The organism is Yeosuana marina (assembly GCF_011762485.1).
Taxonomy (GTDB): Bacteria; Bacteroidota; Bacteroidia; order Flavobacteriales; family Flavobacteriaceae; genus Yeosuana; species Yeosuana marina.
In genome coordinates this window covers 358,917-373,694 of the sequence record NZ_JAAKGI010000025.1, presented here as the reverse complement: position 1 = coordinate 373,694, position 14,778 = coordinate 358,917, and the positions used below count along the sequence as shown (strand labels likewise).

General features: G+C 32.3%; 13 protein-coding genes. 3 read left to right on the top strand and 10 right to left on the bottom strand.

Going from position 1 to position 14,778, the window contains the following annotated elements:
- Positions 1-655: 655 nt before the first annotated feature.
- A complete protein-coding gene (locus tag G5V56_RS14090) occupies positions 656-2,128 on the bottom strand; it encodes an alpha/beta hydrolase family protein (protein WP_166966130.1) in 1,473 nt (490 codons plus the stop codon).
- A gap of 165 nt (positions 2,129-2,293) precedes the next feature.
- The gene (locus G5V56_RS14085; protein ID WP_166966128.1) at positions 2,294-2,776 is read right to left on the bottom strand and encodes a LytR/AlgR family response regulator transcription factor; all 483 of its coding nucleotides are present in this window, start codon (positions 2,774-2,776) and stop codon (positions 2,294-2,296) included.
- Positions 2,777-3,143: 367 nt separating this feature from the next.
- Between G5V56_RS14085 and G5V56_RS14080 the strand changes: the two genes are divergently transcribed.
- The 3 genes from G5V56_RS14080 to G5V56_RS14070 all read left to right on the top strand — a co-directional run bounded on the left by G5V56_RS14080 (position 3,144) and on the right by G5V56_RS14070 (position 6,848).
- Complete coding sequence (locus tag G5V56_RS14080) at positions 3,144-3,527, top strand: MotA/TolQ/ExbB proton channel family protein (RefSeq protein WP_166966126.1); 384 nt, start codon at positions 3,144-3,146, stop codon at positions 3,525-3,527.
- A gap of 679 nt (positions 3,528-4,206) precedes the next feature.
- Positions 4,207-5,859, top strand: coding sequence for a sodium/sugar symporter (locus G5V56_RS14075; RefSeq protein WP_166966124.1), 1,653 nt, complete (start codon positions 4,207-4,209; stop codon positions 5,857-5,859).
- Between the two features lie 137 nt (positions 5,860-5,996).
- Positions 5,997-6,848 (top strand): zinc-dependent peptidase, encoded by an 852-nt coding sequence (locus G5V56_RS14070; protein WP_166966121.1) that lies wholly within the window; start codon positions 5,997-5,999, stop codon positions 6,846-6,848.
- Positions 6,849-6,859: 11 nt separating this feature from the next.
- On the opposite strand, the gene G5V56_RS14065 is transcribed toward G5V56_RS14070, so the two are convergent.
- From G5V56_RS14065 to fbaA, 8 genes are all read right to left on the bottom strand, one after another.
- On the bottom strand, positions 6,860-7,060 hold the full coding sequence (locus G5V56_RS14065) for a hypothetical protein (RefSeq protein WP_166966119.1): 201 nt from the start codon (positions 7,058-7,060) through the stop codon (positions 6,860-6,862).
- A 224-nt stretch (positions 7,061-7,284) separates the two neighbouring features.
- Positions 7,285-7,947 (bottom strand): ribulose-phosphate 3-epimerase, encoded by a 663-nt coding sequence (gene rpe / locus G5V56_RS14060; protein ID WP_166966117.1) that lies wholly within the window; start codon positions 7,945-7,947, stop codon positions 7,285-7,287.
- A gap of 246 nt (positions 7,948-8,193) precedes the next feature.
- Positions 8,194-9,057 carry a sigma-70 family RNA polymerase sigma factor gene (locus tag G5V56_RS14055; protein ID WP_042497104.1) on the bottom strand — a complete coding sequence of 288 codons (864 nt, stop codon included), beginning with the start codon at positions 9,055-9,057 and terminating at the stop codon, positions 8,194-8,196.
- 83 nt (positions 9,058-9,140) lie between these two features.
- Positions 9,141-9,515 (bottom strand): hypothetical protein, encoded by a 375-nt coding sequence (locus G5V56_RS14050; RefSeq protein ID WP_166966115.1) that lies wholly within the window; start codon positions 9,513-9,515, stop codon positions 9,141-9,143.
- 114 nt (positions 9,516-9,629) lie between these two features.
- Positions 9,630-11,891, bottom strand: a complete 2,262-nt coding sequence (locus tag G5V56_RS14045; protein ID WP_166966113.1) for a polyribonucleotide nucleotidyltransferase — start codon at positions 11,889-11,891, stop codon at positions 9,630-9,632.
- Between the two features lie 233 nt (positions 11,892-12,124).
- Positions 12,125-12,394: a 30S ribosomal protein S15 gene (rpsO, locus tag G5V56_RS14040; RefSeq protein ID WP_166966111.1), complete on the bottom strand. Its 270-nt coding sequence runs from the start codon at positions 12,392-12,394 to the stop codon at positions 12,125-12,127.
- Between the two features lie 127 nt (positions 12,395-12,521).
- Positions 12,522-13,379: an acetyl-CoA carboxylase, carboxyltransferase subunit beta gene (accD, locus tag G5V56_RS14035; RefSeq protein ID WP_166966109.1), complete on the bottom strand. Its 858-nt coding sequence runs from the start codon at positions 13,377-13,379 to the stop codon at positions 12,522-12,524.
- 293 nt (positions 13,380-13,672) lie between these two features.
- Positions 13,673-14,740 carry a class II fructose-bisphosphate aldolase gene (gene fbaA, locus G5V56_RS14030; RefSeq protein ID WP_166966107.1) on the bottom strand — a complete coding sequence of 356 codons (1,068 nt, stop codon included), beginning with the start codon at positions 14,738-14,740 and terminating at the stop codon, positions 13,673-13,675.
- Positions 14,741-14,778: the final 38 nt, after the last annotated feature.

The window sequence follows — 14,778 nt, the reverse complement described above, 5'->3', positions numbered from 1 at the left end:
TCACTGTATAGTATAATTTTAAATACGAAAATTAGTAAATTTTATTTGAAATATGAGAATTTTCTTCAAAATTATTTATTCCCAGTAGGGTCGACATTTTTTCTGTTTGCTCTGCTAGTTATGTTCCTCATTAACCTCATATAATTTTCTTTTCAAATTTTCGAAAAGGTTTAATGTTTGGTTTGAAGTTAGGTCAATGTGGTTCACAAATATAAAATGCAATAAATTGAGATAAAGTTTGTTGCATTTTTTTATTGTCTAAACGTCATGTGCTGAAATATGCTATAACGCTCCATTATAAGTCTGTCTTGGGATTAATTGAACTTTACTTTATGTTTAACCATATATTTATTAATAATCAAAATGGTTAATTTTAGCACTTTAACCTATATTACGTTTATATAATGTTGCAACACCCCATTTTCTTTTTTGCTCAACTCTAATTCCTTTCTAAACTCATCAAAGTATTATATGAACCTAATTCATTCTTAACGAATTCAAGGGATTAGGTTGCTTTTGAGTTTTCACAAAATATTGTTTCTGTTTCAGCTTTAAAAGGGGAATCTTTTCAAAATATCCTGAAAAACAACAAGATTATTATTCTCTATTTTATTTGTTAAAATTAACTAGTCAAAATCCTCAACGGAATATGAATCTACATAGAATTCGATAAATTTTCTTTTACTAATTTACCTCTATAGATTTTCAGATTCAATTGGTCATATTCAGAATCGAGTAAATTAAAATCAATTGTCTTCTTTTTTAGATAACTGTCAAAAAATGAAGTTACTAGTTTAGACGTAATTTCTATACCTAACTTAGGTTTAATATCGCCAGCTTGACTAAGTGATTTAAAGGGAATCATAAACGGAATATCCATGAAGCTGCTGTGCCCCGTGTTTAGAATTCTAGCCTCGTAAAAAGCGGACTGGCTTTTATTAATATAAGCATGCGAATTAAGATCTTCTTTTTCTTTAGGCCAGTCTGCTGAAATAAATAAAAATGGATTTTGAAATGATGTATCTACAATACGCCCCCATTGCACACCGTCTATGTTTACTCCTGCCTTAATTCTATTATCGGAAAGAAAAGCTTCTCCAGCGGCACCACCACCTCTAGAATGACCAAATACACCAATATTTTCAACATCTAACTTACCTTTAAAAAAACCAGAGGTATTCCAAGAATCAATATTATCTATTACATCAGTAATATCTTTGGCCCATCGCTCAACCATTTTTCTCACAAAATAAGTTTTTAAGCCTTTTTTTACAATTGGATGACGTTCTTCGAAAGAAAGATTTCCTTTAAAAGCTTCAATCACAGGCTCCATATTTTTCCAAGTTCCAGATTCAATTTTCTGAGCATACTCATAGTTAAAATATACCTCGGATCCATCGGGAAATGTAGTCCCTGTGCTTTCATAAGTATGATTTACCGCAAATACAACATAACCTTCACTAACGATTTGAGATAGCAATGCATAATAATTATTGGCTTTAGAGTTATACCCATGAGAAAAAACCAGTACAGGAAATTTTTTGTCTGCTACTGATGCATTTCTAAATACGTGGGTATTGACTTTATCCAGATAGTTAAACGTTGAATTTGGTAGTCCATATTTTTGTGCAAAACCATGCCTTCCACCATCATCCACATATAAATCCATTTCACCAACCTTATCGTTCGTTGGGTACCAAACTTTTATCATCAGTTTACGCTTGTCATATTTATTTTCTGTGATTATTTCTTCACGATCCAGTTCCAATAGAATATCAGTAGTTCCAACAGAGTAGGGACCTTTAGGTTGAGGAAGATCAAATACAGGTAAGACAGAAGGAAAGAACACACCTAAAACAAATAAAATAGCTAGTCCGAACCCTTTAAAGAATTTGATAATCGTTTTTGACTTTCTCTGTGATTGTTTTATTCCTGTGATTAAAGCGATTAGCCATATTAAATAGCAAAAAAGCATTTGCCATCGATAGCCTTCAAATAAAAAGTGAAGCAGTATAACAAATATCAGCACTCCTGATATATATGTTTTTTTAATTTTTATCTGAAAAAATAGATTTAGTACTAAGTAAGTAATTGAGCTAGATAATAAGAGAATTTCAAATAATTGCATGATGATTTTTATTTTTAATTGACACCCGCAATTTCCGTAATAAAGTAGGTTTTATGCAATGTAGAATCCGTTATAAAACCTGCATTCTACCGATAAATAGACTGAATTTATGCATTCGATCAATTTAAATGAAGGTATTGTCAATAAATCATATAAATTTTTTTATCAGGGATTTTGCGGAAGACTTTCTAAAATTTCGATAGCCTTTTTTTTATATGTTCGACTGATTGGAAGATTGGTTTTTAAGATATTGACTTCGGTCGTTGTAAATGAATTCACTTTATCAGAATTTACCAAAAATGATCTATGAATGCGTATAAACTTCTCTGGTAATTTTTTGTTTAAATTGGTAATTTTTTCCCTTGTAACAAATTCGGATTCTGTAGTCACTAATTTCACATAATCATTTAGACTTTCTATGTATGCAAGTTTATTTAGCGAGATAAGTTGGTTTTTACGGTCTACCCGAACGAGAATATTCTCTTGTTCATTTTTTTTATTATCAGATTTCAGCGTAGCAATAAGTTTTTCCTTTTTTTGAAACTGATTAACTAGTCTTATGAAACTTGTTGCGAAGACAATAAGATAAAGTGTTATTCCGAGCATAAAAATAGAGATACCTTCCAAGTTTACCGCTTCTGTATTCATTTTTGCAAGGGCTACAAAAGAAAACAAAGAGACTAGCATTGCAAAGTAGAGTGAAACTATAAGCGTATAAAAGAAATATAGTGTGAATTTTATGTAGCGGCCAGTTAAAAGATATTTTGGAACCAAGAACAAATTAAAAAAATAGGTGGTCGCTATCACTATCGGTAGTAATAGTGCGGAAAAGTAGAAGGATAATAGATGACTCTCCCAGCTAAACCCGAAAATTAGTGTAAGAATAATAAGTATTGAAACCCAGTATAAGATCTGTTTGAGCAAAGACTTTTTCATCTGGTGAAATTAAAAAATCTCGCTTATATTTGAAAAAGTAACAAGTATTAGGTAGGCTATTTTTTTTAATTTAATAATTATGATTGAATTCTTTTTTAACGGCGGTTTTGTCTTTATGGGGATACTTACACTTATTTTACTTTTCGTTGTTATCATTTCAGTAATTGTCGCTATTTCTATTTTTATCCAGAAAATAAATAATACTGACGAAACTTTAAGAGAGATAAATTATATAAGGTCCGCAGGTATATTTGCTGTGTTTTTTGGAATTTTTGGCCAGTTGATAGGGCTGTTCTCCGCCTTTAAAGCTATCAAATTAGATGAAGTGGATATATCATACTCTTTTATTACGGAAGGGTTTAGGATTTCTATGATTACCACAATTTACGGAATCCTGATTTTTAGTTTTTCTATGTTAATTTGGTTTGTTCTAAAAAAAGCGCTCGAAAAGATCGAACTTTAACGTTCTAAGCCTTCATCTAATTATAAAATTTTCTATTATCCCAAATATCCAAAGAGCCCTTACTCTATGTACAAAAAACGGTTAAAATAAACCACTGAAAACGGAAGTTTTTGAACCACCTAAAAACTCTTTTCAGCCTAAGGTATTAAAAAGATTTGCAATAATTATTGCTATGCTCACTTTCATCCGTCGCAAGTGGTTCACTTTGCCTGTCCTATCCAAGGTGTGGCCAAACGGATTCTAATATCAGATTTAAATCGTAATTCAGAAATTAGTGAGGCCCCTTTTTTACCGTCACGGAGTTTAAACTGAAAATTCATAACATCATTTATAGGTTCTTAAACATGTATTTAAGATAAATGATGGGTGTAAATTACTTAAAATTTGTGCCGATTTTTGTGAGTTTCAAAAACCTCTTTCTGTTTATTTTGATTCTGTTCTAAATTCTCGAGTTCATCCAGTATATTTTGATATCTTTTTTTAGCCTAGTACTCCGTTTTATTCATTTGTCCATCAATGAATAAATCTTGGAGTTTGATAAGCTTATCCTTGAAAAACTTCAATTTTTTAAATTAATATTTAGGTCATATAGTTTTAGTAATCTTTTAACATCTAAAATATAAATCATAGATTTACAATTGATAATTAAGCAAACTAAATTTATAATACTATACTTATCATGACAACACATTTCGATTTTTGGGATTATTTGGTTTTTATAGCCTATGCTATTTTGATATTAGGCGTAGGTCTTTGGGTTTCCAGAGACAAAAAGGGACATCAAAAAAATGCAGAAGACTATTTTTTAGCCAGTAAATCATTACCATGGTGGGCAATAGGCACCTCTTTAATAGCCGCTAATATTTCAGCCGAACAATTTATAGGAATGTCAGGCTCAGGCTTTGCATCAGGATTAGCCATAGCCTCTTATGAATGGATGGCCGCCTTAACATTAATAGTCGTTGGAAAATATTTCCTACCTATTTTTATAGAGAAAGGATTATATACCATCCCAGAATTTGTAGAAAAACGATTTTCAACCAATTTAAAAACGATTTTAGCTGTTTTTTGGATAGCATTATACGTGTTTGTTAATCTAACAACCGTTTTATATTTAGGGTCTTTAGCTTTAGAAACGATCATGGGCATTCCGATGATTTATGGCGTTATAGGATTAGCGTTATTTTCAGCAGCCTATTCATTATATGGCGGGCTATCGGCAGTCGCATGGACCGATGTTATTCAAGTGGTGTTTTTAGTATTGGGAGGTTTGGTCACCACGTATTTAGCCTTAAATATGGTCTCTGGCGGAGAAGGATTTATGGTTGGATTGCATACGGTTTATGACGCAGTTCCAGAGCGATTTGCCATGATTTTAGATAAGTCTAATCCAGAATATAGTAACTTACCAGGAATCGGTGTGTTAGTAGGAGGTATGTGGGTTGCCAACTTATATTACTGGGGATTCAATCAATATATAATTCAAAGAACTTTGGCAGCAAAGTCTTTAAGAGAAGCACAAAAAGGGATTTTGTTAGCGGCATTTTTAAAGTTAGTGATACCCCTAATTGTTGTGATACCTGGAATAGCAGCTTATGTGATGGTCAATGATCCTACCATTATGGCAAAATTAGGGTTAGAGGGTATGCATAATTTACCATCCTTAGAACAAGCAGATAAAGCGTATCCATGGTTATTACAATTTTTACCAACAGGATTAAAAGGCGTGGCGTTTGCTGCATTAGCAGCAGCCATCGTATCCTCTTTAGCATCTATGCTAAATTCGACATCTACTATTTTTACCATGGATATTTACAAACAATATATTAATAAGAACGCAAGCGATAAAGCAACGGTGAGCATGGGTAGAATTTCAGCAGGAGTGGCCTTAGCAATAGCCTGTGTTTTGGCACCAATGTTAGGAAATTTAGATCAGGCCTTTCAGTTTATCCAAGAATATACCGGTATGGTAAGTCCGGGGATATTAGCTGTATTTATTTTAGGATTGTTCTGGAAGAAAACCACCAACAAGGCAGCCATTATTGGAGCCTTAGCATCGATTCCGATAGCGATGTACTTTAAAGTAGCCCCTAATGGATGGTCAACAAGTCCGTTGTTTGTAAATGTTCCTTTTATGGATCAAATGGGGTATACGGCATTATTAACCATGGGCGTTATTGCACTTGTTAGTTATATACAACATAAAGGCGCCGATGATGACAAAGGAATTCCAATTACCAAACAACTATTTAAAACAAGTCCATTATTTAATATTGGAGCCTTTGCGGTTATGCTCATACTAGTAGCCTTGTATGCGTCGTTTTGGAATTAAAATATATTAAAAACTTTTTAAAAAGAGGATGGATTAATCCAATCCTCTTTTTTTTAAATTAAAAATATAGTATTAGTTGATTGAAGATTTTATCAATTGAAAACTTTTAGACTAATTTAATTTTAACTTAACCGATTATGTTATCAATATTGGCAGTAGAGACATATACCATTGGAAGTAAAATTATTCTAGGAATTTTCTTTGCTGTCTTATTGTATATATTTATTCAATTTGCTGTGAAAATGATAGAAATGGGATACGTTTTAAGAACGAAAAAACCTTTTTTTGTTCATTTATATCTTTCTTTAAAAACACTTAGCATAAATCAAAAATCTATTTTAACTAAGCAATTTGCATTTTACAACAAGTTAGATACAAAGCATAAAAAATATTTTGAACATAGAGTAGCATCTTTTATAAATGATAAAGATTTCATTGGTAGAAATGGTTTAGAAATTAACGATGAGATTAAAGTTTTAATTTCTTCAACAGCAGTAATGTTAACCTTTGGTTTTAGAGATTTTTATATTGGTTTAATAAATAAAATTGTTATTTACCCAAATAAATTTTACTCAAGAATAAATAAGGAATATCACAAAGGAGAATTTAATCCGAAGCTAAAGGCTCTTGTTTTATCTTGGGAAGATTTTAAATTAGGTTATAAAACTACTAATGATAATATCAATTTAGGTATTCATGAATTTGTACATGCTATTCATTTAAATAGTTTAAACGAAAGAGATATAAGTTCAACTATTTTTAGTGATTCGTTTAAGGAGTTAACAGAATTGTTGTCGGAAAATAAATTGTTAAGAGATGAATTAGTACAATCTAAATACATACGTAACTATGCATTTACCAATCAATTTGAGTTTTTAGCAGTGGTTATAGAAAGTTTTATTGAAACTCCTAAAGAGTTTAAATTACACTTTCCAGAAGTTTATTTTAAAATACACCAAATGCTTAATTTTAATTTTGCAGGATACTAGTAATCTCGTAGCTATGAGTTTTTAACGGCTTTACCGTTTTTAAACTTTCCTAATATGATAACTTCCTTACTTCTTTCGTATTCTTTTGCAGCGCGATGCATTTGATCACTATTATCTCTCCTAATTTTTACTCCTGAGTTGGAATTTTTGTTTCTAATTTCAATATAATATCCGTCTCTCAATTCTGCTGGTTTAGTTGCAGGTCTTCCCATAATTTTAATGTTTTAATGAGATCAAATAGAACGTAAGGCTATATGATCTTAATTTCTGATAAAAACTTCTAATGAAGTGATGCAATTTAGTTAAAAAGCTATTTAAACGTTAACTAATTATATATTATTTAGCTATTCCTCTATAGTGGTAATCAATAAAAACCAAAATAAAAATAAAATAACAAAAGATGAAAAATGAAATTTTATTCGGTTTTAACTTAATTTTATGAATTTGCGATAGCTTTTAAATCTTTAATCGTTTCTTGTGGTTCAGAACTTTTAAAGACAAAACTTCCAGCAACCAAAACATCAGCGCCAACATTAACGAGTTGTTTGATGTTTTTATTTGAAACACCTCCGTCAATTTCTATAAGTGTAGAAGCTCCTTTTTTGTGAATTAATTCTTTTAGTTGACTTATTTTATTATAAGTGTTTTCAATAAAGCTTTGACCACCAAAACCAGGATTAACACTCATAATAAGTACTAAATCTATATCGTTAATTATATCCTCTAAAAGGCTGATGTTAGTATGTGGGTTTAAGGCGACACCAGCTTTCATGCCTTCAGATTTTATAGCTTGAAGTGTTCTGTGCAAATGGGTACACGCCTCGTAATGTACCGTTAAAATATTGCTTCCAAGATCTGCAAATGTTTTAATATACCTATCTGGGTCAATAATCATTAAATGAACATCGATGGTTTTTTTTGCATGTTTTGTAATAGCCTTTAAAACTGGCATACCAAAGGAAATGTTTGGCACAAAAACGCCATCCATAATATCAATATGAAACCAATCTGCATCGCTTTTGTTAACCATTTCTATATCGCGCTGTAAATTGGCGAAATCTGCAGCAAGTATTGAGGGAGCAATAAGTTTGGAATTCATGTTATGAGTCATTTTATTTCAGCAAAAATAGAATAAAAAAACAAACCCTCGGTAATCAGCCGAGGGTTCTTTCATCAATCAAAAAACGAACAGTTATGTTGAACTGTTTGTTACTATTATTTAGTCGTAATTTTTTATGATTACTAACTAAATATATTTTAAATAAGTTATGTCAATTTTGCGCAATTTACTATAAAATTTAAGATAATAAAAATATCTAATATATAGATGATTGCCAAATCAATTTTACCCTAAATATGTTTTCAAAATTTTACTTCTAGATGTGTGCTTCAGTCGTCTGATGGCTTTTTCTTTAATCTGACGAACACGTTCACGAGTCAAATCAAAAGTTTCCCCAATTTCTTCTAAAGTCATTGGATGTTGATTTCCTAAACCAAAATACAAACGAATTACATCAGCTTCACGAGGTGTTAATGTTTCTAAAGCTCTCTCAATTTCAGTACGTAATGATTCGTGTAATAATTCTCTGTCTGGGTTAGGTGATTCACCACTATTAAGTACATCGTATAGGTTAGAATCTTCACCTTCTACTAAAGGCGCATCCATACTTACGTGACGTCCTGAGTTTTTCATAGACTCTTTAACGTCGTTAATAGTCATATCAAGCTCTTTGGCAATTTCTTCAGCACTTGGCGGACGCTCGTGACTTTGTTCTAAAAAGGCAAATGTTTTATTAATTTTATTAATAGAACCAATTTTGTTTAAAGGCAAACGTACAATACGAGATTGCTCAGCTAGTGCTTGTAAGATAGATTGACGAATCCACCAAACGGCATAGGATATAAATTTAAAACCACGTGTTTCATCAAAACGTTGCGCCGCTTTAATTAATCCTAAGTTACCTTCATTAATTAAATCGGGTAATGTTAAACCTTGGTTTTGATATTGCTTAGCTACCGACACAACAAAACGTAGATTAGCTTTTGTTAACTTTTCTAAAGCAACTTGATCGCCTGCTTTAATACGTTGTGCTAATTCTACTTCTTCGTCTGCGGTAATTAAGTCAACTTTTCCAATTTCTTGAAGATATTTGTCTAACGAAGCGGTTTCTCTGTTAGTTACCTGCTTCGTAATTTTAAGTTGTCTCATCTAAAGTTCTCCTGTAATTTTTAAGTGAATTTTCTTTACTACATATGGTTATACGTAATAAAGGTTGTTTTTGTTACAGAAAATTAAATTTTTATCAAAGTTTTGTCATTAAGATTGAGATCACTTAGCATTTCATTGGTGAATTTATAATGCCCTTTGGTGGTTATTAATCTAAATTTACAAGATTTTAATCCGCTTAATGTGTTTAAAAACAACCATTTAGATTTAAGAAGTTTTGGCTTTTCAGATTTTAAACTCAATTCAAAATAATGTTTTCTGCCTTCTTTTTCTGCAACAATGTCTGGAGTGATGCTAACATCGCTTCCAACTTTGTTGAACGATTTAGGTGTTTCGTAACCTTCAGTATCTGCCTTAATGTTTTCATAACCTCTTTGCTCAAGATAGGAAAGAGAGTCGTTTAAAATGTCTGAATATTTTTCTTTGTCTGTATAAATCATAAAAGGTAAGATAATCAAAATAAGGACAATAGCAAATTTTTAACAAGGTTTTAGCGTTGTGAATAAAAAAAACCTCATCAAACGATGAGGTTTTTATTCTATTTAGAAAACAACTTAATCCTCTTTTCTGTCTTCTCTAGGTCTTCTGTCATCACGGCGGTTATCTCGCCCACGATTATCTCTGCCTCGGTTATCACGTCCACCACCGCGACTATCTCTAGAATTGTCTCTTGGTGGTCTTGCTACATAACCTTCTGGTTTTGGTAAAATAGCTTTACGAGATACTTTTTCTTTACGTGTTTTTGGATCGACTCCAAAATACTTCACTTCAAAAACATCACCCATATTAACAACATCAGAAACATTTTCTGTACGTTCCCAAGCTAGTTCACTTACATGTAACAGAACCTCGTTTCCTGGTGCTTCTGTATATTCTACAACAGCTCCAAAATCAAGCATTTTAATTACTTTAACTTCATATGTATTACCAACAGTTGGTTTAAACATTAAAGAATCTATTTTAGCCAATACAGCATCAATACCTTTATTACCGACACCTAAAATTTCTACAATACCTTCTTCCGTAATAGGGTCTTCATTAATAACAATAGTTGTATCTGTTTCTTTTTGTAATTCTTGAATTACTTTTCCGCCAGGTCCAATTAAGGCACCAATAAATTCATTAGGAATACGTCTTGTAACCATTGTTGGTGCATGGTCTTTAACAGTTGCATTTGGTTTAGCAATCGTATCTGTTATTTTCCCCAAGATATGTAAACGGCCGTCACGAGCTTGTTTTAAAGCTTTTACTAAAATTTCGTATGATAATCCTTTTACTTTAATATCCATTTGGCAAGCAGTAATACCATCGGCAGTACCAGTTACTTTAAAGTCCATATCACCTAAATGATCTTCATCACCTAAGATATCAGATAAAACTGCGTATTTACCAGTTTCAGTATCTGTGATTAATCCCATGGCGATACCTGAAACAGGTTTCTTCATTTGTACACCAGCATCCATAAGAGCCATTGTTCCTGCGCAAACCGTAGCCATTGAAGAAGAACCGTTAGATTCTAATATTTCAGAAACAACTCTTACGGTATAAGGACAATCTTCAGGAACCATACCTTTTAAGGCACGTTGTGCTAAATTTCCATGACCAACTTCACGACGAGACGTTCCTCTTAACGGCCGTGCTTCACCAGTTGAAAAAGGAGGGAAGTTATAATGCAAATAGAAACGCTCTTCACCTTCAAAAGATGGCATGTCTATTTGGTTTGCTTCTCTAGATGTTCCTAAAGTAACTGTTGCTAATGCTTGAGTTTCTCCACGGGTAAAAATTGAAGAACCGTGTGTTGATGGTAGATAATCTACTTCGCACCAAATTGGTCTTATCTCGTCGGTCTTTCTACCATCTAATCGTAATCCTTCATTTAAGGTTAAATCTCTAACTGCTTTTTTCTCAGCTTTATAGAAATACTTAGAAACCATTCCGCCGTAATCGGCTAATTCTTCTTCAGTAAATGTCGCTTTTACTTCTTCTTTAATGGCTTCAAACGCAGCGCTACGTTCGTGTTTTGCAGATGCAGCTCTTGCTACAGCATATACTTTATCATATGTTAAATCATGAATTTTTTTCTCTAATTCTTCATCTTCACTTTCTGGTTCATATTCACGTGTTTCTTTTTTGCCAAAAGCTTCTGCTAATTTTATTTGAGCAGCACATTGTACTTTAATAGCTTCGTGTGCAAACTTGATAGCTTCAGTCATTTCTTCTTCAGAAATCTCATTCATTTCACCTTCAACCATCATCACTGAATCGGCTGAAGCACCAATCATCATATCAATATCAGATTCTAATAATTGTGCTCTTGTTGGGTTGATAATAAATTCGCCATTAACACGACCAACTCTTGCTTCAGAAATTGGTGTTTCAAAAGGAATATCAGATAATTGTATCGCTGCAGATGCTGCTAATCCAGCCATAGCGTCTGGCATTACATTTTCGTCATGAGACATTAACTGAACCATAACTTGCGTTTCGGCATGGTAATCTTTTGGAAATAACGGACGTAAAACACGGTCTACAAGACGCATGGTTAATACTTCACCGTCACTTGGTCTTGCTTCTCTTTTGAAGAAACCTCCTGGATAACGTCCTGAAGCAGCAAATTTTTCTCTGTAATCTACTGTTAAGGGTAAAAAATCAACATCACTTTGTTGATAGTTGGAAACTACTGTACACAAAAGCATACATTTTCCAGATTGTACAACAACAGAACCGTGTGCCTGTTTTGCTAATTTTCCGGTTTCAATAGAAATTTCTCTACCGTCACCAAGGTCTATGACCTCTTTAAAAACTTGTGGAATCATAAATTTTTTAATTCTAATTAAACAATGGTCGTTGTGTTGTAGTAGTAGTTGTGTGTGACCAATGAAAAACTATAAAAAGCTTCTTCAAATTTCTGTCATTGCGAATCACATTTTGAGGTGTGATGTGGTTATCTAATTTTTTTTTTGAAAGATTTCCAAGTCGTTACATTACTCATAATGACATTGTAACTATGTAATATTTAAACAAAAAAGAGGCATAAAGCCTCTTTTTATTATTTTCTTAATCCTAATTCTTTCACTATTGCACGATATCTTAAGACATCTTTTTTAGTAAGATAATCAAGCAAAGCTCGACGCTTTCCTACTAATTTTACTAATGAACGCTCGGTGTTATAATCTTTACGATTTTGTTTTAAGTGCTCTGTTAAGTGATTGATTCTGTGCGTAAATAACGCAATTTGTCCTTCTGCAGAACCAGTATCGTTTTTTCCTTTACCGTGTTTTGCGAAGATTTCTTCTTTTACTTCTTTGGCTAAATACATGCTAATATTGTTGTAAATAATTGTTATGTACACGAAAGACTTTCTTTCGAGCGGCAAATATAGTAATAATTAATGATTTACATGTGTCTGATTTAAAAATAAAAGTAAATCATTAGTTACTATAAATTTAAACTCTTAATGGCTGGTTTGTAATTAAATCAATATATTGATTTACTTTATTTTTAAGTTCTTTTCTTAATGTTATAAAATCTAGGAAACCGTGTTCTAATAAAAATTCAGATGTTTGAAATCCTTCTGGTAAATCTTGACCAGTTGTGTCTTTTACAACTCGTGGGCCAGCAAATCCAATTAATGCACCAGGTTCTGCAATATTAATGTCGCCCAACATCGCAAATGAGGCTGTTGTGCCTCCTGTTGTAGGATCTGTGCAAAGCGATATATACGGAATGCCAGCATCTGCCAATTGTGCTAATTTTACAGATGTTTTTGCCATTTGCATAAGAGAAAATGCGGCTTCCATCATACGTGCGCCTCCGGATTTTGATATGACCATTAATGGAATTTTATGTTTTAATGAATAATCCGCTGCGCGAACTATTTTTTCACCAACAACACTTCCCATAGAACCTCCAATAAAAGCAAAATCCATACAGGCAATAACTAAGTCTTTTCCTTTGGATTTTCCAACCCCACATCTTATGGCGTCTTTAAGGTGGGTTTTTTCTTGAGCCGATTTTAAACGGTCTGGATATTTTTTGGTGTCTTCAAATTTTAAAGGATCTTTAGATTCTAGGTTTGCATCTAACTCTTTAAATTTGTTATCGTCAAAAAGAATTTCAAAATATTCTTTACTTCCTATACGAACGTGATATCCGTCTTCGGGACTTACATAGAAGTTTTTTTCTAATTCTTCTGCATCAACAATTTTACCTGTGGGAGATTTATACCATAACCCTCTTGGAGTATCCTTTTTATCCTGTGTTGTTGTGGTAATTCCTTTAGTTTTTCTTTTAAACCAAGACATAGTATTCTAGATTTTAGATTAACGATTGTAGCTATTATCAATCGACTTTTAAAATAGGTTTTACTCTTAATTTATTTATATAAAATGAGATTATTAGTTAGTCACATTTTATATAAACAACATAAAACCAGAAACAAAATTAAACCTTTTTTTAATTTTGAGGTAATGGCAAGATACATTTATTAAAGAAATTCTTAGTTGTTTATTTTTAAGATATTACTTTTTGTGTATTCAAACATAAAAAAAGACCCTGCTAATGCAGAGCCCTAATTATGTTAAGATTATTTATTTTATTATAGGGTATTGATGTTGTTTAAGTCTTCGAAAGCCTTTTTTAAACGCTCTACAAAAGTTACTTCACCAGCACGTAACCAAACGCGTGGATCGTAGTATTTTTTGTTTGGTGAATCATCACCTTCAGGATTTCCTATTTGTGATTGTAAATAAGCTTCGTTTTTCTTCATGTAATCACGAATACCACTCATAAATGCGTACTGCAAGTCTGTATCAATATTCATTTTTATTACACCGTAGCTAATACCTTCACGAATTTCTTCAACCGTAGAACCTGAACCACCATGGAATACAAAATCGATATGATTATGACCTACACCATATTTTTTAGTAATGTAGTCTTGAGAGTTTTTTAAGATTTTAGGAGTTAATTTTACATTACCTGGTTTGTAAACACCATGGACATTACCAAAGGCAGCTGCGATTGTAAATTGATCACTTACTTTACTTAATTCTTCATAAGCATAAGCAACTTCTTCAGGTTGTGTGTATAGTTTAGAATCATCGACATCGCTGTTGTCAACACCGTCTTCTTCACCTCCAGTGATTCCTAATTCTATTTCTAAAGTCATACCCATTTTGCTCATACGCTCTAGGTATGTTTTGCAAATTTCAATATTTTCTTTGATAGGCTCTTCAGAAAGATCAATCATATGAGAACTGAAAAGAGACTTTCCTGTTTCTGCAAAATGTTTTTCACTAGCATCTAACAAACCATCTATCCAAGGCAATAATTTTTTTGCACAGTGGTCTGTATGTAAAATTACGGGAACACCATAATATTCTGATAAGGTATGAACATGTTTTGCTCCTGCAATAGCTCCTGCAATAGCAGCATTTTGATTATCGTTATTTAAACCTTTTCCTGCATTAAATTGTGCACCGCCGTTTGAAAACTGAATGATCACTGGTGCATTTAATGATGCTGCAGTTTCTAAAACTCCATTAATAGTATCTGATCCAATGACGTTTACTGCTGGTAGAGCAAATCCTTTTTCTTTTGCCAGTTTGAATATAGCCTGAACTTCTTTTCCTGTTGCAACACCAGGTTTTATATTATGTCCCATTTTTTTTAAATTAGTTTATAAATTTTTTAATGTATCAA

Coding starts and splice junctions, on each gene's coding strand:
- G5V56_RS14050 (WP_166966115.1), bottom strand. CDS start 9,515: ATGATTTATACAGACAAAGAAAAATATTCAGACATTTTAAACGACTCT.
- G5V56_RS14090 (WP_166966130.1), bottom strand. CDS start 2,128: ATGCAATTATTTGAAATTCTCTTATTATCTAGCTCAATTACTTACTTA.
- accD (WP_166966109.1), bottom strand. CDS start 13,379: ATGTCTTGGTTTAAAAGAAAAACTAAAGGAATTACCACAACAACACAG.
- rpsO (WP_166966111.1), bottom strand. CDS start 12,394: ATGTATTTAGCCAAAGAAGTAAAAGAAGAAATCTTCGCAAAACACGGT.
- G5V56_RS14075 (WP_166966124.1), top strand. CDS start 4,207: ATGACAACACATTTCGATTTTTGGGATTATTTGGTTTTTATAGCCTAT.
- G5V56_RS14065 (WP_166966119.1), bottom strand. CDS start 7,060: ATGGGAAGACCTGCAACTAAACCAGCAGAATTGAGAGACGGATATTAT.
- G5V56_RS14085 (WP_166966128.1), bottom strand. CDS start 2,776: ATGAATACAGAAGCGGTAAACTTGGAAGGTATCTCTATTTTTATGCTC.
- fbaA (WP_166966107.1), bottom strand. CDS start 14,740: ATGGGACATAATATAAAACCTGGTGTTGCAACAGGAAAAGAAGTTCAG.
- G5V56_RS14055 (WP_042497104.1), bottom strand. CDS start 9,057: ATGAGACAACTTAAAATTACGAAGCAGGTAACTAACAGAGAAACCGCT.
- rpe (WP_166966117.1), bottom strand. CDS start 7,947: ATGAATTCCAAACTTATTGCTCCCTCAATACTTGCTGCAGATTTCGCC.
- G5V56_RS14080 (WP_166966126.1), top strand. CDS start 3,144: ATGATTGAATTCTTTTTTAACGGCGGTTTTGTCTTTATGGGGATACTT.
- G5V56_RS14070 (WP_166966121.1), top strand. CDS start 5,997: ATGTTATCAATATTGGCAGTAGAGACATATACCATTGGAAGTAAAATT.
- G5V56_RS14045 (WP_166966113.1), bottom strand. CDS start 11,891: ATGATTCCACAAGTTTTTAAAGAGGTCATAGACCTTGGTGACGGTAGA.